This window comes from Phyllobacterium sp. TAF24 (genome assembly GCF_052113785.1).
GTDB lineage: Bacteria > Pseudomonadota > Alphaproteobacteria > Rhizobiales > Rhizobiaceae > Phyllobacterium.
In genome coordinates, this window is sequence record NZ_JBFRDN010000030.1 from 16,033 (window position 1) to 38,416 (window position 22,384).

At 55.2% G+C, this 22,384-nt stretch carries 17 protein-coding genes; 3 read left to right on the forward strand and 14 right to left on the reverse strand.

Annotated features, from left to right (window positions below; genetic code table 11):
* Nucleotide 1 precedes the first annotated feature (1 nt).
* On the forward strand, nucleotides 2-2,542 hold the full coding sequence (gene ligD / locus AB4Y96_RS21165) for a DNA ligase D (protein ID WP_441919673.1): 2,541 nt from the start codon (nucleotides 2-4) through the stop codon (nucleotides 2,540-2,542).
* Nucleotides 2,543-2,550: 8 nt separating this feature from the next.
* Here the strand turns inward: ligD and ku are convergent, their stop codons facing one another.
* The 10 genes from ku to AB4Y96_RS21215 form a co-directional block, all read right to left on the reverse strand.
* On the reverse strand, nucleotides 2,551-3,357 hold the full coding sequence (ku, locus tag AB4Y96_RS21170) for a non-homologous end joining protein Ku (RefSeq protein ID WP_441919675.1): 807 nt from the start codon (nucleotides 3,355-3,357) through the stop codon (nucleotides 2,551-2,553).
* Between the two features lie 65 nt (nucleotides 3,358-3,422).
* Nucleotides 3,423-4,568: a glycosyltransferase family protein gene (locus tag AB4Y96_RS21175; protein ID WP_441919677.1), complete on the reverse strand. Its 1,146-nt coding sequence runs from the start codon at nucleotides 4,566-4,568 to the stop codon at nucleotides 3,423-3,425.
* Nucleotides 4,550-5,797: a glycosyltransferase family 4 protein gene (locus AB4Y96_RS21180; RefSeq protein ID WP_441919679.1), complete on the reverse strand. Its 1,248-nt coding sequence runs from the start codon at nucleotides 5,795-5,797 to the stop codon at nucleotides 4,550-4,552. The genes AB4Y96_RS21175 and AB4Y96_RS21180 overlap by 19 nt, the downstream gene beginning before the upstream one ends.
* 10 nt (nucleotides 5,798-5,807) lie before the next feature.
* Complete coding sequence (locus AB4Y96_RS21185; RefSeq protein WP_441919681.1) at nucleotides 5,808-7,016, reverse strand: glycosyltransferase family protein; 1,209 nt, start codon at nucleotides 7,014-7,016, stop codon at nucleotides 5,808-5,810.
* A gap of 101 nt (nucleotides 7,017-7,117) precedes the next feature.
* Nucleotides 7,118-8,293: an ABC transporter permease gene (locus AB4Y96_RS21190; RefSeq protein ID WP_441919682.1), complete on the reverse strand. Its 1,176-nt coding sequence runs from the start codon at nucleotides 8,291-8,293 to the stop codon at nucleotides 7,118-7,120.
* On the reverse strand, nucleotides 8,290-9,288 hold the full coding sequence (locus AB4Y96_RS21195) for an ABC transporter permease (protein WP_441919684.1): 999 nt from the start codon (nucleotides 9,286-9,288) through the stop codon (nucleotides 8,290-8,292). The genes AB4Y96_RS21190 and AB4Y96_RS21195 overlap by 4 nt, the downstream gene beginning before the upstream one ends.
* Nucleotides 9,289-9,290: 2 nt before the next feature.
* Nucleotides 9,291-11,198, reverse strand: a complete 1,908-nt coding sequence (locus AB4Y96_RS21200) for an ABC transporter substrate-binding protein (protein ID WP_441919685.1) — start codon at nucleotides 11,196-11,198, stop codon at nucleotides 9,291-9,293.
* Nucleotides 11,192-13,081 carry an ABC transporter ATP-binding protein gene (locus tag AB4Y96_RS21205; protein ID WP_091885185.1) on the reverse strand — a complete coding sequence of 630 codons (1,890 nt, stop codon included), beginning with the start codon at nucleotides 13,079-13,081 and terminating at the stop codon, nucleotides 11,192-11,194. Before AB4Y96_RS21205 ends, AB4Y96_RS21200 begins: the two co-directional genes overlap by 7 nt.
* Before the next feature lie 139 nt (nucleotides 13,082-13,220).
* The gene (locus AB4Y96_RS21210) at nucleotides 13,221-14,183 is read right to left on the reverse strand and encodes a polysaccharide lyase (RefSeq protein WP_441919687.1); all 963 of its coding nucleotides are present in this window, start codon (nucleotides 14,181-14,183) and stop codon (nucleotides 13,221-13,223) included.
* Complete coding sequence (locus tag AB4Y96_RS21215; RefSeq protein ID WP_441919688.1) at nucleotides 14,180-15,517, reverse strand: adenylate/guanylate cyclase domain-containing protein; 1,338 nt, start codon at nucleotides 15,515-15,517, stop codon at nucleotides 14,180-14,182. Before AB4Y96_RS21215 ends, AB4Y96_RS21210 begins: the two co-directional genes overlap by 4 nt.
* 469 nt (nucleotides 15,518-15,986) lie before the next feature.
* On the opposite strand from AB4Y96_RS21215, the gene AB4Y96_RS21220 reads away from it, so the two are divergent.
* Nucleotides 15,987-17,330 (forward strand): nucleotide sugar dehydrogenase, encoded by a 1,344-nt coding sequence (locus AB4Y96_RS21220; RefSeq protein ID WP_441919689.1) that lies wholly within the window; start codon nucleotides 15,987-15,989, stop codon nucleotides 17,328-17,330.
* Between the two features lie 21 nt (nucleotides 17,331-17,351).
* Here the strand turns inward: AB4Y96_RS21220 and AB4Y96_RS21225 are convergent, their stop codons facing one another.
* Complete coding sequence (locus AB4Y96_RS21225; protein WP_441919690.1) at nucleotides 17,352-18,506, reverse strand: DUF3095 domain-containing protein; 1,155 nt, start codon at nucleotides 18,504-18,506, stop codon at nucleotides 17,352-17,354.
* Between the two features lie 456 nt (nucleotides 18,507-18,962).
* Here AB4Y96_RS21225 and AB4Y96_RS21230 point away from each other — a divergent pair, with 456 nt between their 5' ends.
* Nucleotides 18,963-19,757 (forward strand): helix-turn-helix transcriptional regulator, encoded by a 795-nt coding sequence (locus tag AB4Y96_RS21230; RefSeq protein WP_441919691.1) that lies wholly within the window; start codon nucleotides 18,963-18,965, stop codon nucleotides 19,755-19,757.
* A gap of 7 nt (nucleotides 19,758-19,764) precedes the next feature.
* On the opposite strand, the gene AB4Y96_RS21235 is transcribed toward AB4Y96_RS21230, so the two are convergent.
* Genes AB4Y96_RS21235 through AB4Y96_RS21245 form a run of 3 tightly spaced genes read right to left on the reverse strand, consistent with a single transcriptional unit; the run spans nucleotide 19,765 to nucleotide 22,346 of the window.
* Nucleotides 19,765-20,202, reverse strand: coding sequence for a hypothetical protein (locus AB4Y96_RS21235; RefSeq protein WP_441919693.1), 438 nt, complete (start codon nucleotides 20,200-20,202; stop codon nucleotides 19,765-19,767).
* Nucleotides 20,203-20,232: 30 nt separating this feature from the next.
* The gene (locus tag AB4Y96_RS21240) at nucleotides 20,233-21,297 is read right to left on the reverse strand and encodes an EscU/YscU/HrcU family type III secretion system export apparatus switch protein (protein WP_441919695.1); all 1,065 of its coding nucleotides are present in this window, start codon (nucleotides 21,295-21,297) and stop codon (nucleotides 20,233-20,235) included.
* 20 nt (nucleotides 21,298-21,317) lie between these two features.
* On the reverse strand, nucleotides 21,318-22,346 hold the full coding sequence (locus AB4Y96_RS21245; protein WP_441919696.1) for a flagellar motor switch protein FliG: 1,029 nt from the start codon (nucleotides 22,344-22,346) through the stop codon (nucleotides 21,318-21,320).
* Between the last annotated feature and the right edge of the window lie 38 nt (nucleotides 22,347-22,384).

A 22,384-nucleotide genomic window follows, 5' to 3' on the forward strand; every position in this document is an offset into this window, starting at 1 on the left:
CATGGCGGTGTTGGAAACATACCGCCAGAAGCGCGATTTTGCGAAGACGCGTGAACCGAAGGGGTCCAAGGGAAAAAAGTCCGGAAACAGTTTTGTCATCCAGAAGCATGATGCCACCCGACTGCACTACGACTTGCGGCTCGAGATGGACGGCGTGATGAAAAGCTGGGCTGTTACGCGGGGTCCAAGTCTTGTCCCGACTGAGAAGCGTCTGGCCGTTCATGTGGAAGACCACCCGATCGAGTACAACGCTTTTGAGGGGACCATTCCTAAAGGCGAATATGGCGGCGGAACGGTTATAATCTGGGACCGGGGATACTGGATGCCTGTCGGCGATGCGGCGAAGGGATATCAAAAAGGTCATCTTGAGTTCGAACTGCACGGCGAAAAGCTCCACGGCCTCTGGCACCTTGTGCGTATGCAGCGCAAACCGCGGGAAAAGCGCGAGAATTGGCTGCTCATCAAGTCCGAAGATGATGCGGCGCGCGATGCGGGCGCGCCTGACATTCTGGAGGAGCGCCCGGAATCCGTCAAAACCGGACGGGTGATTGATGACGTTGCCGGGGAAGAGCCGGGTTGGTCGTCAAAAACGGGCAAGATTACCAAGAAAAAGCGAAACACTGCATCGCCGAAAGCGTCAGCTGCAAAGACCGATATTGATCTGGAGCCTTCGAAGCTGAAAGGGGTGACAAAAGGGCCACTGCCGCGCTTCATTGAGCCAACCTTGGCAACCCTGTCACCCAAGCCGCCTGCGGGCGAACAGTGGATCCACGAGATCAAATTTGATGGTTACAGGCTGCAGGCGCATATACAGGCGGGAAAGATCAAGCTTTTTACCCGAACCGGTCTGGATTGGACGGCAAAGTTCGGCAAGGAACTGGCTTCAGCATTTCAGGCGCTGCCGATTGGAAATGGGCTTGTCGATGGTGAACTCATTGTCGAAACCGCATCCGGCGCCTCGGATTTTTCTGCCTTGCAGGAAGCGCTGAGTGCGAATGACACCAGCCGTTTTCATTTCTATGCGTTCGATCTGCTTTATCTTGATGGCTATGATCTGAGAGCCGCACCGTTGATTGAACGAAAATCGCTTTTGCAGCGGGTTATCGGATCAGACGGAGGCTTGATCAGGTATAGCGATCACTTTGAAGAGGACGGTAATCTTGTCCTGTCCCATTCCTGCCGTCTTGGGCTGGAAGGTATCGTATCCAAACAACGCGATGCGCCCTATCGATCGGGCCGGGGCAAGACGTGGATCAAATCAAAGTGCTCGTTGCGGCAGGAATTCGTCATTGCCGCTTACATGCCGTCATCCACATCGCGCAAGGCAATCGGCTCGCTGGTTCTTGGCGTCTATGCAAAGGGTAAGCTCCAACATGTGGGACGCGTTGGAACCGGTTTTACCGCAAGTTCGGCGGAAGAGCTGTTTCATAAACTCAGTGGGCTGCGCATTCAGGAAAGTCCATTTGCTGAAAAGCTGAATGCCGTCGAGAGCAGGAACATTCGGTATATCAGGCCAGAGCTTGTGGCCGAAGTTGAGTTTCGCGGATGGACGGCTGACGGAAGCCTGCGCCATGCCTCATTTCGCGGATTACGGGAAGACAAGGTAGCAACGGAAGTCGTCAGGGAAACGCGCAAAATGTCTGCCACACCCAAACAACCGAAACGGACGGTTCAACTCACGCATCCCGATCGAATCTACTGGCCGGATGCAGGTGTCACGAAGGAGGGCCTTGCCGATTACTACACAGAGATATGGCACTATATCGAACCATTTATCGTAGGCAGGCCACTGGCATTGTTACGCGGCCCTTCCGGCATTGATGGCCAGCTGTTTTTCCAGAAGCACACATGGAAAGGCTTGAACGCGAATATCGATCTTGTCAGAGACCCGCAAGACAAGGCGGGCGAACCGCTGATCAGCATCAATGATCTTGATGGGCTCATGGCGCTCGTTCAATCGGCTGTGCTGGAAATCCATCCATGGGGCTCGACACTCAAGGATTGGGAACGCCCTGATATGATCATCATGGATCTTGATCCGGGCCCTGATGTGGGGTGGCAGGCCGTTATTGATGCGGCACTGGAAACCCGGGACAGGCTGAAACAGTTCGGCTTGGAGTCTTTCGTCAAAACATCGGGCGGAAAGGGACTGCATGTGGTCGCGCCGCTGCAGCCGAAGGCCACATGGCCAACCGTCAAAGCATTCACCAAAGCGATTGCCGATGCCATGGCTGCCGATCATCCCGACCGCTATGTCGCGACGGTGACGAAGTCGAAGCGGCAGGGAAAAATCCTGATCGATTATCTGCGTAATCAAAGGGGCTCGACAGCCGTTGCGCCTTATTCGAGCCGCGCCCGTTCGGGTGCACCTGTTTCCATGCCGCTCGCCTGGGATGAACTCGATCTTTCCATCGGCCCAGCCTACTTCACTGTCAGCAATGCGATGACACGCATAGACGCATTGGCAAGCGATCCCTGGCAGGATTTCCGCAAAGCGGCGAAGCCACTGCCGTCGACGAAGTCAGCAAGCAAGAAGGGGTGATGGATTCTTCAGCGCTTCTTCGAGCCCTTGCCTTCGGCGGCAAGACTTTTCTTCAGCGCATCCATAATGTTGACGACATTGCTTGGACGTTCGGGCTGTGCTTCGGCTTTCGGGGGCTTCTTTCGGCCCTTCTTCCGCGCGCTGATAATATCCAGCAGGCGCTCCTGCACCGGATCACCCAGCATGGATGTATCCCAAGGCTTGGTGCGCTCCTTGATCAGGTCAGTCATGAGATCAAGTGATTTTGCTTCGGGTTTTGCGGTTTTGATGTCGCCGAAATACTCATTTTCGTTGCGTACCTCGTCGCCATAGCGAAGGGTCCACACAATAATGCCCTTGTCCCGCGCTTCCAGCATGACAGCGCGTTCCCGGCGATAGAGCACAAGACGCGCAATCCCGACAGTCTTCGTAGCCGCCATGGCATCCCTTATGACGGAGAAAGCTTCTTCACCGACAGGATCATCCGGCAGGAGATAATGGGGTTTGTCGTACCAGATCCATTCAATGCTATCGTGTGGAACGAATACATTGATGTCGATGGTACGCGTGCTTTCCAGAGCAACGGCCTGCAACTCGTCATCTTCGAGCATGATATATTCGTCTTCGCCGCGTTCGTACCCCTTGACCTGATCGTCATCGTCAACGGGTTTTCCGCTGACTGAATCGATGTATTCGCTGACGACGCGATTGCCGGTTGCCCGGTTCAGGGTGTGGAAGCGCACTTTCTCATTGTCCGTGGTAGCCGGTGTCATGATCACAGGACATGTAACCAGTGACAACTTCAGATAGCCCTTCCAAAAAGTATGCGGCGCCATGGCGAATAATCCCACAATCGTCTGAAACGATGGAGTGCGGTTTCTGTTCCAATGGCAAGTCGTCTTTAAAGCAGAGACCGCAATATTTCAGCTGTCCGTTTCGCGCCATTAAGGTCAAGCTTGTGACCGCCGGGTTTGGGCCGGGAAAGTGAAAGCTCTATGGCGTCACCCAGAACGGCGGCATTCAAACCGCTTTCCGGCAGGGCTACAGCCAGTCCAAGTTCTTCAAGGCGTGTTGCACGCACAGTCTGCTCGGTTTCCCCTCCTGCGGTGAAGGGCACCAGAATGGAGCGGCATTGCGCTTGGAGTACGTCGCAGACGGTATTATATCCCGCTTGCGATATGGAAAGCTCTGCACCGCGAAGCAGAGACGGAAAATCCTTGCGAAACCGCACGAGAGTGACATTCTCAGCTGTCTGGTTCGAGAGACCGACAAAGTCCTCTTCCGGCAGATTTGGCCCGGTGATCAGGCACCAACGACCCCGGTCGCTTGAGGCTCTGGCTGCTTCAAGCGCCGAGCGCACGAGATCGAGGCCGACGGCACCCCCGCCAGCCGAAACAACAATATCGAAAACGTCCGTTGGTGACGCAGGAACAGGTGCTGCGACCAAGCCGGTGTAAATGATCTTGTCGGCAATTTCGGCAGCCAGCGGAAATGTTTTCGGCAAGGTGACGAAATCCGGGTCGCCATGCACAAGCACATGATCGAAATGCGTCTTGATCAGCCCTACGGTTTCCTCGTCGCGACCGGGTTTGGTGCGTTCCTGCAGGATATCCCGCACGGATGTGAGCAGTTTGGGCCGGGGCGACGCGGTTGCTATGGCATCGAGCAAGGGCAGCAGTTCAAAGCGCATTTGGCGGCGACCGAATGGAAAGGCTTCGACGATGACAATATCAGGCCGGGCCGTATGGAATGCCTGCAGCAACAGATCACGGCGCTGGTGCAGAAAATCCTCGTCAACAGGCTTGCCATGCTCGTCTGCCAGTCCGGAGAAGCCCGCATTGCTTGCCACCACGGCGGGGAGAGCGACTGATTTAATATCAGGACCGGGAAAGCCCGGGACGGGCAGTCCACCCGTAACAACAGTCACTTCAAACCCGTCCTTGGCCAGAGCCGAAGCAATGCGGCTGGCGCGGGCGAGATGACCGATACCGAGAAGATGTTGAACATAAAAGAAGACGCGGGGTGCGCTCATCTGGCCTTCTGCCATTCGGTTTCGAAGAGGTGGGTCAATTGCCGGATGCTGGAATTGTGATCAAAGTGTTCCCGCACTCTTTGTTCGGCGGCTTTACCCAGACGATGGCGCAGTTCCGGCCGGCGAATTGCCTCCTCCAGCGCATTGGCAAGGGATTGCGGGTCCTCCGGCGGCACAACAAGGCCATTCTGTCCGTCCGTCAGCAGTTCTGGAACACCTGATATGTTGGTCGAGATACAGACGAGGTTTTGACTTGAGGCTTCGACGAGAACGTTCGGCAGACCATCGCGGTCACCATCCGCCGCAATCCGGCACGCCAGCGCAAATATATCGGCGTTGCGATAGTGTTGCAGCACTTCTTCCTGCGCAAGTGCGCCTTTCCAGATGATGCGATCGGCAATGCCAAGTTCTTGCGCCAAAGGCTTCAATTTCGCCAGCTGGTCGCCACCGCCAATATGCACGAACCTCCAGTTGAGGTCAGCAGGCAGCAAGGCGAACGCGCGCAGCAGGACATCGTAGCCCTTCTTTTCCACGGCGCGGCCAACACTCAGAATCTGCACGGGATCGGCGATACCGGAACCATTCCGGTTGGATCGCGCTTCGTTGAAATGTCCGAACCGCGCCAGATCAAGGCCATGATAGCTCAGATGCACTTCATCCTTGCGGTCCGTCAGCTCGCGCATATGGTCAAAGCCGCTACGCGTGCAGGTGACGCTCCAGCGGGCCTCGGCCAGTTTCTCCGTCAGTTCCCAGTCCGGCGAGGTCCAGATGTCCTTGGCATGGGCAGAACAGGTCCACGGCACGCCGGTCATGATGCTTGTATAGGCGGTCACCGAGGCAGGGGTGTGGATGAAATGCGCATGCAGCCATTCACCGGCATCGGGCCATTCATGGGCAAGCACAAGCGCCTGCCCGAGGCGGCGGAACCTGTTGCGGGTGAGGTCACGGCGCAAATCAGCCCAGAACCGGCGCAGGAGCGGTTTGAAGCCCGGCTTTGACCAGCCTGCAAAGAGCGCGCGAAGCACCCGTAGCGGCTCGTCGTGCAGATACTCAGGCAGATAGACCACCCGCGCCTTGATCTCATCGTGGATCGGATGCCGCTTCTTGTCGGTCGGTTTGCGCATGGAGATGAGCGTCAGGTCGAACCCTGCACGCTCCAGTCCAAGCAGCTCCTGCGCAATAAAGGTTTCCGACAGGCGTGGATAACCCTTCAGCACGACCAGTGTTTTACGGCGTATGGGCAAAGTGATCTCTTTATTCGGCAACGGCCAGCGGTTGCTGCTGCTGGCGCTCATCCAGCCAGTCGCCAACGATCTTCGAAATATGAACGAGGCCTTCCAGACGCATGTCTTCGCCGCTCTTGGATGGTGGTGCACGATCCGGCAGACGCTTGAGTGCTTCGGCAAGCCGCAAGGGGTCTTCGGCTTCTTCAGGCAGGAGCATGTCGACAAGCCCAAGCTCTGAAGCACGTTGCGCGCGGATCAGCTGCTCTTCACGCGGTTGGATGCGCGGAACAATCAGCGCAGGCTTGTCGAACGACAATATCTCGCAATAGGTGTTGTAGCCGCCCATGGCCACCACAGCCTTTGCTCCGGCAATCAGTTCTTCCATGCGGTTATCGAATTCGATGACTTCGATATAAGGGATTTTACTGCCTTTTTTCACCAGCTTGGCCCGCTGTTTGGCAGGCATATAGGGTCCAAGCACAATAAAGGCCCTGTGCGTCAGCGTCGGGTCCTGCTGATAGGCATGGATGACGTTGTGGACGAGGTCTGCACCATCGCCGCCACCGCCCGTGGTCACCAGAATGTAATCGCCTTCAGGTACATGCACAGAGGCCTTGTCATGGGACAGGCTGCGCTGAAGAAAGCCGACAAATTCCATCTTGTTGCGCACACCGGCAGGCACATCGAGATCGACCAGAGGGTCATAGAAATCCGGCGGGCCATAGACCCACACATTGTCGTAATACTGATCGATCTTCTGCATCACATTGGCCTTTTTCCACTCCGCTTCGAGCAGATGTGGCGCATCCATGACCTCGCGCAGGCCAAGCACAAGCGTAGTGCCGCGTGACTTGAGATAGGCCAGGGTCTCTTCGACCTCGCCTTTCAGACCCATCGGTTCCTTGTCGACGATGAAAATATCCGGTTGAAATGTTTCAGCGGTATGCCTGATGATCGACTGGCGCATTTTTAACGTTTCATGCAGATCAATGTGGCGGGCGAGCGAGGTATATTCGCCGTTGCGCAGCTTGATCACGCTTGGCACTTTTACGAAATCAACCCGTGCGCGATAGTCAAACGCCCCGGCGATGGTTGCACCGGAGATGATGAGAATGTTGAGCCCGCGATAATCCTCAACAAGCGAGTGGGCGATGGTTCTGCAACGCCTGAGATGGCCGAGGCCAAACGTGTCATGGCTATACATCAAGATCCGAGCATCTTCGAAACGCCGCATCATGGTCAAAACCTCTTGGAGACGAATTGCTGGGGCAGTTTCACCTGCACAGCACATTCGGGACGGCTGGGAGAATGCACATTCATTGGTCTGTCAACTTTCCTCTATCTGTAGGGGTCGGCGGCATCGCGCAACCCATCTCCCAGAAAATTGAACGCCAAAATAACCAGAATGACTGGAATCATTGGAAATAAAAGCCATGGATAGAATGCGATCACACTGACACTGCGGGCTTCAGTCAAAAGAATTCCCCAACTGGTGATCGGCGGGCGAAGACCAAGGCCAAGAAAGCTCAGTGCTGTCTCACCCAGAATCATGCCCGGAATGGATATGGTCGCCGTGGCAATCAGATGTGACATGAAGCCAGGAACCAGGTGCCGGCCAATAMTACGTCCGCTTTTTGCTCCCATCAACTGGGCAGCGAGAACATAATCCTCTTCGCGCAGCGCTAGAATCTTCGAACGCACAGCGCGGGCAAGACCGGTCCAATCCAGCATGCCGAGAATGATGGTTATACCAAAGTAGATGAGGATGGGACTCCACGTCACGGGCATGATGGCGGCCAGTGCCATCCACAACGGCAGACTAGGCAGCGATTGCAACACTTCGATGACGCGTTGAACCAGCAGGTCGAACCAGCCACCATGATAACCTGCAAGTCCGCCGATAATGATACCGAGAACGAAACTGATGGTTATGCCGATAAGGCCAATGGTCAGCGAAATACGCGCACCATAGATAATACGTGAGAGCACATCGCGTCCCAGCCGGTCGGTTCCCAACAGGAACATCTGTCCACCCTTGGCAGGACAGACCAGATGAACATTCGTCGCCACGACGCCCCAGAAACGGTAATCATCGCCACGGCAGAAAAAGCGCAGGGGCTGCACATCGTTTCTGTTGTCGGTGTATACGCGTTTCAGCGATTCCATATCCAATTTCATTTCACGACCATACACGTATGGTCCAATTAACTTTCCGTCATGAAACAGCCGGACCCGCTGTGGCGGGGAGTGAATGAAATCAACATTTCGTGTGTGCAGGTTATAGGGCGCCAGAAACTCAGCAATGATGATCATGCTGTAGAGCGCGAGCAGAAAAATCCCCGAGGCGAGCGCAAGCCGGTGGCGTTTGAACTTCCACCACATGAGCCGCGTTTGCGAGGCAAGATGAACCTTGGCCTGAGCATCAGTCATAACCTCGACCGACATGGGATCGAACGGCGCCGTCGAGACGTAGTGCTGCAAGGGTGCGCCGGGTAGGGGGAGCTGAGATGTCACTTTGTGCTCCTGCCCTGCAAGCGGATACGCGGATCAAGGAAGGCCAGTGCAATATCGGATATGAGAACGCCAATAACCGTCAGAAACGCCAGAAACATCAGGAACGATCCGGCCAGATACATATCCTGACTTTGCAATGCTTTGATCAGCATTGGCCCGGTTGTCTCCAACGAAAGTACAATTGCAGTGATTTCAGCGCCCGATATAATGGCTGGCAGGATCGAGCCGATATCAGCGACGAAGAAGTTCAGTGCCATACGCAATGGGTATTTGACCAATGTCCGGAAGGGGTGCAGCCCCTTGGCCCTCGCGGTCATGACATATTGCTTCTGCAATTCATCGAGCAGATTGGCGCGCAAGCGTCGGATCATCCCCGCCGTGCCCGCCGTGCCGACGATGATGACCGGAATCCACAGATGGGAGAGGATTGATCGTGTTTTCTCCCAGCTCATAGGTTCGCTCAGATATTTCTGGTCCATGAGATGGCCGATAGATGTGCCAAACCAGATATTGGCAAAATACATCAGGATCAGTGCCAGCATGAAGTTAGGAATGGCTATTCCCAACAGGCCGAACAGCGTCAGACCGTAGTCGCTCCAGCTATATTGGTGGGTCGCCGAGTACATGCCGATGGGAAAGGCAAGCAGCCACGTGAAGAGAATGGTAACGAACGACACCAGCACTGTCAGCCACAGCCGATCACCTACCACATCACTGACGGGGAGTTGATATTCGAACGAGTAACCGAAATCTCCCTGCAGCATGCCCCCGAGCCAATGGAAATACCGCAAAACCGGAGGTTGGTCGAAACCGTATTGGTGACGCAACTCTTCCATATCCTGAAGATTGACGGTTTCGCCTTGCGCCTGCATTTCGGCGATCTGGCTTTCAAGAAAATTGCCCGGCGGTAGTTCAATGATAACGAACACCAGCGCTGAAATGATCAGCAAGGTGGGGATCATTGCCGCGATACGCCAAAGAATATATCGCAACATGGCTATTTCTCCCCGCTGAGCCAGAAGGTGTCAGGCATGTATATTCCGAGGTAGCAGGTGGGATCGAAACCGTAGAGCCCTTTATCAGGTACATTTTGCAAGCGCGAAGAGCGCAAGATTGGCTGCAATGTGCCGTTGACCAGCCCTATGGAAAACACCTGATCCGTGTAGAGAGACAGCATCTTGTGCCATATCTCAGTTCTTTCAGGCATATGGGCGGATTTACGCCAGCTGTTCTGTAGGTCAAGAAGCTCCTGTGCTTCGGGCAGATCGGGCGCCTGTCCATTCTGTCCGACGGAGAGGTAATGCCTGCCCCATACGGGCCATTGGTACTGATCATCGGCTGTCGGGGCCAATTGCCCCGGATTCATGTCAGCGGTCGCCACCCCATTGGGAATGCCAAGCCCGATCGACATCATGATACGGCCTCCCTGAGCACGGCTGCGGAAAATATCGCGCTGCGAGGTTCGGGTATAAAGCGCAAGCCCAACCTTGCGCCAGTGGTCGGTTACAAGTTCGAGCACATCGACATCCAGCGTGCTCTCGCCCGGCGTCTCGACTGTGATTTCCGCGGGGCGACCATCGGGTAAAAGACGGATGCCATCATCGTTACGGTTTTGCATGCCCACTTCGTCGAGCAGCGCATTGGCTTTGGCGGGGTCAAAATCAATCCAGGCTTTCGCATATTCCGGCTTGTAAAGCGGACTTTCCGGCAGCACCGTGTCCGCGCTTGGTGTCCCAAGGCCATAGAATACGGCCATATTGATCTCATGCCTGTCGATTGCCAGAGAAAGTGCACGACGGAATCGCACCTCGCGAAACAGCGCCCGCCAACTATCATCCAGGCAGTTCAGATTGGGAAGTATGGCAATGCGCGAGCCACGGATCGTCTTCCATAGGTCGACTTTGATCGGATAACGTTTTTCTGCCTCCTTAAGGAAGGTATAATCTGCAAAATCAACGCCGGTGGCCTGCAAATCGCTTTCGCCCGCACCGGTTTTTGCGGGAATAATTGTTGGCGAACTGACATTCAGGATGAAACGGTCGACATAAGGCAACTGCCTGCCATTCTCGTCAACCCGATGGAAGAAGGGATTGCGCTCGAAAACGAACTGTTCGGCGGGTGGCGCTGTCATGTTCCGCCAGGGATCAAGCACCGGCAATTCCGGATTCTCAGGGCGATATTGCCGCGCCATCTTGATGTGAAGATCAGCCCACTTCTTGACCCGGTTTTCCTTCATCAGTGCGGCTAGCCGGAATTTGTCCTGATAATCCTTGTGGAATTTCTTCAGGTAGACCGAAGGGCCGACAATCGCCAGCGCTTGCGGGGCTGCAAGGCTTGGCAGAAAAAACGGATTAGGAGACTCCCACGAATAGCGGACCGTCAATGGATCGAGAACCTCGAAGCGCGGCAGCTTGCCATCGATGCGCAGTTCCAGAGCACCCCCGCCGGGCGTCAGGTCGGCATTCAGAAGAACGTCGTTCCACCAATAGCTGAAATCGTCAGCTGTCAGCAGCGACCCATCCGACCATTTGTGACCATCGCGGATCGTGAAAGTGAAAACTGTATCATTTTCCGACTGGAAAGACTCCAGCACATCCGGTTGCAGGACGAGATGTTCGTCATATCCGACCAGCCGGGCATAGCCATAGATGGTCATGAACCGGATGTCTTTCTGGCTACCGATAATGGTACGCAGCGTGCCGCCATATTGTCCGGGTACACGCCCCATTGCTTTCAGATTGATGATCCGTGGCCGCTTTGGTATGCGCTGGGCAAGCGGAGGCAGGCTTGTGGCACGCAGCCGGTCTTCCAGAAATTCCGGCTCGCGCTCGCGATCGGCTGCTTTGGCCGTGACCGGAACCATCGCAGAGGCAAGTGCACCCAATACAGTCCGCCGCGTTACCAAGAGCGTAGTTCCTTAACATCGACATTGCGCCGTGCCAGCACCAGATGACCATTGCCAAGATCGGCTGGTGAAAGCGGGTCTTCTTCCTCTCCGCTGGAGAATTGCGGTCCCCAAAGCCGCTGGTCGGACGCACCGCTGGCCCTGAGCGTCTTGAAATCAAGCGGGCGGTCGAGATCCGGAAAGGGTATCGCCGCCAGAAGCGCCTTTGTATAGGGATGAACAGGATCACGCAGGATGATTTCGCGCGGCGCTATTTCGACGATCCGTCCGGCACACATCACGGCGATGCGGTCTGCCATGTAGTCAACAACCGCAAGGTTGTGTGAAATGAACAGATATGTCAGGCCGAGCTCTTTCTGCAAATCTTTCAGAAGATTGAGAATCTGCGCCTGAACCGAAACATCGAGCGCCGAGACCGGCTCGTCGCAGATCAGCAGTTGCGGCCCGAGCGCCAGAGCCCGCGCAATGCCGATGCGCTGGCGTTGCCCGCCTGAGAAACTGTGCGGATAACGGTTAAGGTATCGCTGGTCGAGACCGATGGCCTGCATCAGCGCGCGCACTTTCTCAAGGCGCGACGCCCTGTCACCGCGTCCGTGAATTTCCAGCGGCTCGCTCAGAATGTTCTGCACTGTCATGCGCGGCGATAGCGATGAAACAGGATCTTGAAAAACCATCTGGATTTTGGTGCGCAATTCCAGAAGCTTTGGCCCCTGTGCTGCGAGAACATCCAGCTTGCCCTTGCCATCGTCAAAGGTGATGGAGCCACTGTCGGGGGTGATGGCCCGCATCAATATCTTGCTGACCGTGGTCTTGCCTGAACCACTTTCGCCGACAAGGCCGAGGCATTCGCCGCGCCGGATATCGAAACTGACACCATCGACAGCGCGGATACGGGTTTGATCCTGTTTGCCGAAAAGCCCGGATTTTCGAATTCCGTAGGTTTTTACGAGATTTCGCACCGAGAGTAGCACCTCGGGGGCGGCTTCCTCTTGCTTTTTCTTGCCCCACAGGACGCCGGAATTGACAGGAACTTCGCGCAGCGCCTTCAGACGCTCGCCCGGTTTCATGTCAAAATGCGGTATGGCCGCCATCAGACCCTTGAGATAGGTGTGCTGCGGGTTGCGGAAAATCGCATCGACAGGCCCAGCTTCCATAATCTCGCCGTGATAGATGACAACGACCTCGTCAGCCATATTGGCAACCACGCCCAGATCGTGGGTGATCAGCAGCATGGCCATATTGAGCTTGTGCTGGAGATTGCGCAGCAATTCGAGAATTTGCGCCTGAATGGTCACATCAAGGGCTGTTGTCGGCTCGTCAGCGATGAGCAAGGCGGGGCGGCAGATCAGGGCCATCGCAATCATTGCGCGCTGCCGCATACCGCCTGACAACTCAAACGGGTACATGTCATAGGTGCGCTTCGGATTGGAAAACCCGACCAGCCCAAGCATTTCCTCGGTCTGGGTACGGCGCTCCGATTTGGTCGCCTGCGTGTGAATGGCCAGAACTTCGCTGATCTGATTGCCAACCGTGTGCAGCGGCGACAAAGAGGTCATAGGCTCCTGAAATATCTTGGCCATACGACTGCCGCGCAGGGCTCTTATCTCAGGGCCATCGCGCTCCAGCTGTAAAATGTCTGTGGTTTTGCCGTCAACCGGATCAGTGAACAGGATTTTACCCGTCACAGCGGCTGTATTGGGCAGGATACCCATAACCGATTGGCTGATAACGGATTTTCCCGAACCGGATTCACCCACCAGCGCGGTCACCTTGCCCGGAAGGATGCGTAGATTTGCGCCCTTCACGACATGCATACGCCCGCCCAGCATCGAAAACGATATGCCGAGATTCTCGATTCGTAAAAGATCAGACCCCGACGTCATGCCAGTTTTTTATTCCCCAAAGCGTTTTTATTGTCGCCCATTCAGGCCAGACTATCGCACGACAAACAGTGAGTCTAGTTGGGTCACATCACGATGACATCGTGCTGGCGTTTCAGGGATATTTTGTGTCACTTGAAGCTTACAAAACCGGGCAGAACTGCGCATCCATCACATCTTCACACCGGGGCGACCGGCGGAAATCATCGTAATAGAGTGCCCATTCCTTGTCGTCTGCGGCGCGATAGGGACCGAACTTGAAATACTGATTCTTGCCGAGCCCCTTGTCGGCATGGCCGATATGGCCCTTGATCGTTACGATCCATTTGTTGTTGGCAAATATCTCGACATGGCCGGACCCATCAGGTCCCGGCTTGGTATAGATGGCAAAATCGATCCAGCCTGAATCGGGTGTCGGCAGTTTATTGCCGCGATCCGTCAGTGTAATTGCATTGGTGCAGGTGTTGAACTGCTTGCCATCCTGCGGTGTCCAGCTTGAATCTGCGGCCACCAATGCGCGCATCTGATTGGTATCAGGGCGCAACCAGACCGGCGTCTGTCCGTCGCCGCAGGCGCTGACAGTCGTCGTGCCCTGTGCCTTTGCCGGTGCAATATAATTGGTCTCTATAGTGGCAAACAATTTGCCCTTGTTGAGGCGCAAAGCCAGAAAAGGACTGAAATCACCGACGGCCTTCGGGCCGATTTCACGTTTCCATTGAGCAATGAGATAGCGGTGATCATCTGTCGGAATGGGATCGGCAAACTTGACCGCAAAACCGTACCAGACGCCCTGATTATAAGGCACGCGCTTGTCGGTCTTTTCCCAGATCTCCGCGCGCTCGCTGCAATTGTGCTTTGTACCCGGACATAAGGGTTTGACGCTGAGCTTCAGTGCGCCGCCACCATTTCGCGTCACTTCCGATTGAAATTCGACGGTCCCTGCACTCTGCTCAAAATTCTTGCGGTAATAGAGCCCGCCTGTCGGCGAAAAATCCTTGCCGTCAAAGCCGTCCACGAGCACATCGCTCTTTGGCTCTGCGCTGGCATGGGATGATAGGTTCACACTCGCAACCAGGGCAGCCATCAGGACGGTCTTTCGCTTCATTGCATGAACTTCTCCAGAAGGGGCCTCTGATCCTGAATTTTCGCATCGCGATGCAACAGCATGACCTGTTCTGCCTCTGACAGCCCATCATAGGCTACTTCGTCGAATGCATCTTCAGGGGCAACTGTAGCCGATTGTTTCGGTAGAAGAACAGTGACTTTTTGCCCGACGCCGCGCAGTTTTTCTTCACCCAATGTCGTCCATTCGCCGCCACAATAGGTGGCAAATGCCTGGCTGGCGACAACTTCGCGCGAATATTTCTTCGTCAGGCCCTGCAGCCGCTGCACTTCGTTGACCGCAGACCCGAAGGCGGAAAAGGTCAGGCGATCTTTCAGGCCAACATTGCCGAACATGACATTGCCAACATGCAGGCCAATGCCATAGCGGATATCACTGAGGCCATCCTTGCGGCGTTCGCGGTTAAGCTCTGCCACACGGGTCTGTGCCTTGAAGACGGCTGACAGCGCGGCCTGACAGGCAACCTTGGATGGGTCCTTGTGCCGCCCGCAGGGATAAACGGCGAGGAAACCATCGCCCATGAAACTAAGGATTTCACCGCCGCCACGGTTGAATGGGGCAGCAATTGCATCGAAGAAATGGTTGAGCGTATCGATATAGGCCTGACGACCTTCTTTTTCGGCCAGCATGGTCGACTGGCGCATATCACCCATCACCAGTGCAGCGCGGATTGTTTCGCCATCACCGCGGCGAATCTGGCCGTTGAGAACGCGCTTGCCCGCATTGCCGCCAAGATAGGTGGACAGCATATTATCGGCGAGCTTGCCGAGAACCGCCATTTTGGCGGCAACAGCCAAATGATTCTGCAATTTCAGTAGGGCGCCAATCATGCTTTCGCTGAAACCGGCACCGCTATCCGTCGACCACGAGCCCATCATGCCCTGTGCCGACTCGCCGCTGAACGGCTGCACGAAGGCGAGATAGTCAGTTATGCCTTCCTTTTTCAGCTCTTCGAATATCGGAAACTCATTGGGGCTATCGGCAACGAGGCGGCGGCGCACATGCTCAAGATTGTTGCACAGAAGATAGTAATAGGGGCTCAGCAAAAACCGTTCAGGCTTTTCGCCCGGCGTGTGCCTGTAACCTTCCACCACAAGACCGCTTGAACGCTGCCAGGTAAAACCGAGCGCGTCATAGAGCGGATGCAGCATGGAGAATGTCAGGTGGACGCGTGCGATCGGTAGGCCAGCTGCGGCGATACGTTCACAAAACCCTCGTACAATTGTCTCAAGATTCTCGCCGGCAAGAGAAGAACGTGTGAGCCAGTCAGCGACTTTTTCGAGAAGTATGGCGGATACGTCAGTTTGCGTGCTCATCACTCGTCCCTGTCCTTGCGGACCACGCCCAGCTTCCAGACACTGTTCCCCGATCGACCGGGAATGAAAATCATACCCAAAACAAGCAGATACGGGAACAGGATGAGCGAACCGGGCATTGGTGTCAACGCCGACAGCAGAGGCTCCAGCCTCAATTGCCTGTCCGGTGCGGCTCAAACGGATGCTGGCGGGTGGTCCTCTATCAATTTTGATTCTCGTTCTCTCATTGAAATGGGCATGTCACGTATCTGAAACAATAGAGAAGCACGGGATATCCCATGGATAAAGGCTGGTCTCCTGACAACCTCCTGTCAGCATTGGTGCGATGGAGGGTTTCGGCGTCATCAACTGTTTGTGACAGCTACGGCGCGCCGCCCCTTGCTTGACAGCCGCGTGCATAGCCGCCATCTAAACGGCAAGAATTCCGGGCCTCTTATGTGCCCACAACTCCCGCAAAGAAGAGATCGCCTTGGCCGTTTCCTCCTCTCCCTTCACCGACCTTTCCAGCAAGATCGATGCGCGTGGTGCCCATGCGGGTGTGATCGGGCTTGGCTATGTCGGGCTGCCTTTGGCAATCACCCTTGCCCATAGCGGGTTTTCCGTGACGGGTTTTGACATTGATCCGAACAAAATCACCGCTCTGGATGCGGGTCGTTCCTATATTGAAGCGGTTTCGGATGCGGCTCTTGGCGCGGAAACATCGAAGAACAGATTTCGCTCGACAACTGATTTTGCCGGGCTTGCCGGGTGTGATGTGATCATCATCTGCGTGCCGACGCCGCTGACCAAGCATCGTGACCCTGATTTGTCTTTCGTTGAGGCAACCTCGCACGCCATCGCCAGGACATTGCGTCCGGGGCAGTTGATCGCGCTTGAATCGACAACCTATCCCGGCACGACCGATGATGTGGTCAAAACCATTCTGGAAAAGACTGGTCTCAAATCAGGTGTGGATTTCTTCCTTGGCTTTTCGCCTGAGCGGGAAGACCCCGGCAATCGCGATTTCCAGACCTCAACCATCCCGAAAATCGTCGCCGGTGATGGTGAGGAAGCCAGCCTGTTGATGCAGGCTTTCTATGGCGCTGCGGTTAAAACAGTCGTGCCTGTTTCCTCCAATGCAACTGCGGAAGCGGTGAAGCTGACGGAGAACATTTTCCGCGCCGTCAATATCGCGCTGGTGAACGAGTTGAAGACCGTTTACGCGGCGATGGGCATCGATATCTGGGAAGTCATCGAAGCGGCAAAGACAAAACCGTTTGGCTATATGCCGTTTTATCCGGGTCCCGGCCTTGGCGGCCATTGTATCCCGATTGACCCGTTTTATCTCACATGGAAATCACGGGAATATGAGCTGCCGACCCGCTTTATCGAGCTGGCGGGCGAGATCAATTCGGCTATGCCGCGCTATGTCGTCGGCAAGCTTGCCGAAGCGCTGGATGTCAGGCTCGGCAAGGCACTCAGCCGCTCGCGCGTGCTGGTGCTTGGCCTCGCCTACAAGAAGAACGTGCCTGATATCCGCGAAAGCCCGTCACTGCGGCTGATCGAGATCATCAAGGAACGCGGCGGCCATGCGGATTATCATGATCCATTCGTCGCCGAGATACCCTCAACCCGCGAATATATGGCGCTGAAGGGCCTTGCCTCCGTGCCGCTGGATGAGAAGACGGTGAAATCCTACGATGCCATTCTGGTCTCGACGGATCATGATGGCGTCGACTATGCGGCACTGGCCAAATGGTCACCGCTGATTGTCGACACGCGCAATATTTTTGCCAAGCTGGGCCTGAGCGCCGAGCATGTTGTGAAGTCCTGAGCCAAATAACGTCGTGGAACGTTAGGACAGCTTTGCCTTGAGATTGCTTGCGGCCATGGCATAGCCGCCCGATGCGCCGTCGATGAAATGCACATGGTTGCGTGACATGGGCGTCGGCACAAAGCAGGTCATCAATGCGGAATCCTGCTTGTGCAGGCCAAAACGCGCAATGCCCGATTGCGCGGCTTTCTCCAGAAGCATTTCAATGCGCTGCAATCTTGCAGCATCAATATCGATGGTCATTTTCAGGCCATCGTCAAACTTGCGGAAATCCGAATTCTGCGCCACGTCGCGCTTATATTGTCTGGGATCAAAGTTGCCGAATGTCAGGCCAAGCCGGTCAAGGCTTACGGTGAGGGCGATCTGGGCGAGGATCGCAATCTTGCGCAGGAAACGCTTTCCCTTGGGGGCGGTGGCGCGTGCTTCGGTTTCAAGACCGCTTGTATTGAACGCGATGGGCGGTCCTTCTTCCGGCAGCGGGTGGGAACCGCGGCTTTGTTCCGCAGCAATGGCAATAATTTCTGCCACAAGGCGCTGGAACGGCGCGGTTGCGCCCGCATCGCCCGGAATGGCAATGATCGACAGGATTTCGCCGTTACGCGCCTGAATTGGGTTCCAGCGGCAGGAGAGGCCAGTCAGATCAGGACGGGCGCCTGATGGGGCCGCTTCAACAGCATATTTGCCGGCTTTCATTTGCGCTTCGGCCCAGCTGCTGCCACCGCCTGTAAACATGGCGTAGAAGACATCTGTACTGGCGCTGAAGCGCGCAACGCGCACCTCAAGCCCCTGGGCTTTGATATCGGTCATGGGCACAAGCGCTGTGCGCAAAGTCAGTTGCAGATCATCCTTCACCCAGGTTTGAACAGAGGCGAGGGCTTCGCGTGCCTGCCCAGCGGCGGAAGCGGGAATTGCCACCAGCGCGCCATCGCCGCCGAAAACAAAGGGGTAATCCCTTTTGCCCAGTGCATTGAGCAGGGCAGAGATGACACTGGCGCCAGCCATGTTCACCGCCTTGTAGCGCCCTTCTTCGATAGCCTTGGTCGAGCCGACAATATCCGCCACAGCCAGCAGCCAGTCATCGGGAAGCGGCTTATAATTATGCGCATCCGCTACGCCTTCGAACTCAACGAAGACCGGAAGTGTATCAAAGAAGCCGTCGTTTGAATTGGCACCCATGCAAAGGAATTAGCACATTGCCCCGATTGAGGCGACGGGAGAGTGAATAAGCCTCACAGGAACGTGTGCATGAGAGGTCATACGCGCGCAGGTTGTGTTCGCACGCGGCGCCATCTCCGCGACTCACAGGTGTGACTGGTTTCTGAGGTAAAATGACCGAAATTTGAATTAATTTACTTTGAGCAGCGGTGTTTAGCGCGCAATTTGTTGCTGTTGATGGGGGTAATCACAGATTGCGGGCAGGATTGAGCCTCGATGGGACAACTAAAAATTGTTTTTTTCAGCAAATATGTGAAAAAGTGCAAATACAATTGTTCATGATCTTGTCTGACCGCCAGTCTCGTGCGAGCATGAACACGCTGTTTAATTCGCTGTAATTAAAAGCTATCTGAAATCCAGAAGAATACCGTTGCGCAAGCCAGCAATCTGCAGGCAAAGAGGAATGACTTGTATCCGATGTCGCTCGAACTGGCTCATTTTCCCGATTTCCAAAAAGGTTTGTTCAAGGACGCAGTCGCTACGGACACGCTTGCGATGCTTCTTGAGGTCAAGCAGCAGATTGGCTGCCGCTATATTACCCATGTCGGTCATTCCGAGCCACGACCGGGCAGTGATGTGGTTGATGAGAATGTACCGCTTCTCATGACCTATCCGATCAGCTGGTTGCTGCGCTATTTTGCCAAGGACTTTCTCAAGATCGATCCTATCATGCAGGGTATGAGCCTGTTTCAGCCGCGCGCCGATGCACCGGGCACAATCCGCAATCTGACCGCCGACGCGACCTTGCCGCTGCCCGTAAGGCGCTATTTCAAGGATGCCGAACGGCGCGGGCTGGGCAATCTCCATCTGGCCATCTGTGCGACGAATGCTTTCGGGTTTCGCGGCATCACGCTCCTGACCTTTGACGTGGAAGAGGCAGAGCAAGCCTCATTCATCGATCGAAAGCGCAAGCAATTGGCTGCGGCGTCGGCGCGCATTCACAATGCGCTGCATGGCACGCGTAATCCGTCGCTGGCGGCGATCATTGCCAATCTTTTGACCAGGCGCGAGATTGACTGTCTGTTCTGGGCGGCAAACGGCAAGACCGATGGCGAGATCGGTGAGATTCTCAATATCGCGCGTTGGACGGTGGTAACCTATCTGCAGAACGCCAAGAACAAGCTTGGTTGCTCCAACAGGACGTCGACCGTGGCAACGGCGCTTGCCCTTGGTGTCATCGATATACCGACAGTTGCCAAAGCCTATCTTTAAGCGACTGCTATGCCTGTGCCGAGGCTGATAGCTGCGGCAGGCGTGCGTTTTCAAATGCTTGGGCCAGCAATGCCGTATTCTGTGCAGGGGTATGGCCCGTTTCGGCAAATCGCACATGGTGCAGGTCGATATCGGCGCTTTCGGAAGACAGCGTCAGCCGGAAGTAGGCATTGACCCCCATATTGCTGAATTCAAGGTCGAGCATCACGCGCGGTGGTGCATCCCAGTCCAGCGCATATTCTCCGCCAAGACCAAATGTCAGCGTATCCGGATAGAATGTCAGCTCCGTCGCCGAGTTGACAATATCAGCAATGTTGCCGAACAGCTCACATCGTATAAAGGCAATATAGTCAGCAACATCGACAAGACGAAGGTCATCAATAACCTCAGCCAGATGTCTTGAAATGATATCGACCCGGGCAACCGAATATTGCGTTCTCTTCATCTGCTGCTTATCCGATTGGAAACGAATTTTTTATTTACGTCGTACATTAACAAATTGGATCAATTCTGCCACTGCTTTGTAAAATTCTGGCGCAATTGCATTGTTAACTTGTACTTGCTTGTACAATGCACGCGCTAGTTGCACATTCTCGAAAACCGGTATGTCATTGGCTTCCGCAATCTCCCTGATCTTCAAAGCAATCAGATCCTGCCCCTTGGCGACAACAATAGGGGCTGGATCTTTCGCCGGACTGTAGCGCAGAGCAATGGAGAAGTGTGTCGGATTTGCGACGATCAGCGTGGCTGTTGGAACCGATGCAATCATACGCTGGCGTGCCCTGTCGCGACCGAGTGACCGCAGCCGCGCTTTGAGCAGCGGATCACCTTCGGCCTGTTTGTGCTCGTCCTTGATTTCCTGCTTGGTCATGCGCAGTTCATTGCGCCAGTGAATGCGCGACCAGGCAAGATCGAAGGCTGCAAGCGCGGTGACGGCAATAGTCACCGAAGCCAGAAGGTGGGTGATATTGGAGCGGATAAGTTCCGGCAGCTGGCTTGGTTCGGTGATGATGGTATCGACAAAGAAATGGCTGCTGCGAAAGAACATCATGAAAACGATGATGCTGGCCGCCGCGAATTTAAACACTGATTTCAGGAACTCCACCCGCCCGGCAGCGCCGAAAATACGTGACCAGCCTTTCACAATGGAAACGCGGGAGAACTGCGGCTGGATACGATCAAAGACCAGTCGCGGTGCATTCTGCAAAACCGATGCGAGAATGCCGGCTGTGGGAATGATGATGAACACAGGGAGCAGGGCAGCGCCAACAGCCATGCCGACAATGCTGAACAATTGCCGGGCATCCTGCGCGCTGTTCAGGCGCCATTCTTCCGGTTTGTCGAGAAGCGCCGAGAGGAATGAAACCAATTTGGAGCCGCTTGGAACAGCAACAAAGACCATGATGACAAGGAAGGCGACGATGGAAGCAAGGATCGGCGCCTCGCGCGAAACGGGAAGATTACCCTTCTCGACCGCATCACTGATTTTCTTCTCAGTTGCTTCCTCGGTTTTGCTCTCTTTGTCAGTATCGTCTGACATGGTTTAGCAGAACCCTTGGATCATGTTTCGGATTCTTGTGGTTCAAGCTTGATATCGCCGCGTTCGGCAAGGGCGATTGCCGTGCGGGCAATGGAGCGGCGCGCTTCGGTGACGGTATTGGCATTGATATTCGTCTGGCTGGACAATTCAGTCTCAACCATGCGGCGACCACGCGTCGACAGCGATTGGAGTATGAGTTCCTGCAGACGCGGCTCACAGCCATGCAATGCGGAGGTGACGACATCCGTCTGGATTTCATCAAACAGGATGAGCCGCGCGCGCTGCGAGATGCGGACGATATCTTCGAACGTAAAGAGCTTGGCCTTGATCTTGGCAAGGTCTTCGGCACCAAGTTCGGTGAGGCCCGCCAGCAATTCGTCGATCTCTGACTTTTCGAGCTGGTTGATGATATTGGCAATGGTGCCGTGATGGCTCTTTTCCGAACCCGCATTGTCTTTGCCGGTGATTTCGCGCTGCAGGACAGCTTCGAGCATGGCGATTGTCGACGGGCCAACCTTGCGGATATGCAGGGTACGCTGGATGATCGCCCCGCGCTCCTGCGGGCCAAAACTGATCAGCAGCCGTGCGGCAATGTCAGAGGGAAGCCGTGAAATCACATAGGCAGTGACCTGCGGGTGCTGCGTCGACAGGTAAGTCTGCAGGACATCGAGTGAAACGCGGGGTAGAATGTCCCAAACGGATTCCTGTGTCAGCAATTCGGGACGGCGGTTTTCGATGACCGCGCTGGCCTCTTCGGCTGAAAGCGTCTCGCGCAACAATCCTTCGAAGCGCATTCCGGCTTCGGAGACCGGAGCACCATCGGCAAAGGCGTTTTCGAATTCCTTGACCAGTTCTTCAAAATCACCCGGTGTAATCGGCTCGAGCTTGCGTGCATGACCGGCAAGCGAGCGCAGGTCATCAGCATTGAAATGTTTGAGAAGCCGCGATGCGGAAGGCCGCCCGATTGCCACAAGCAATGCTGCAACCTTTTCCGGGCCGGAGAGGTCCTGAATGGCGCTTTCGCTCTGTGGTGTATCTTGATCGCTCATGCGGTCTGGCTTCTCATGCTTTAAAAGGGAAGGCGAAA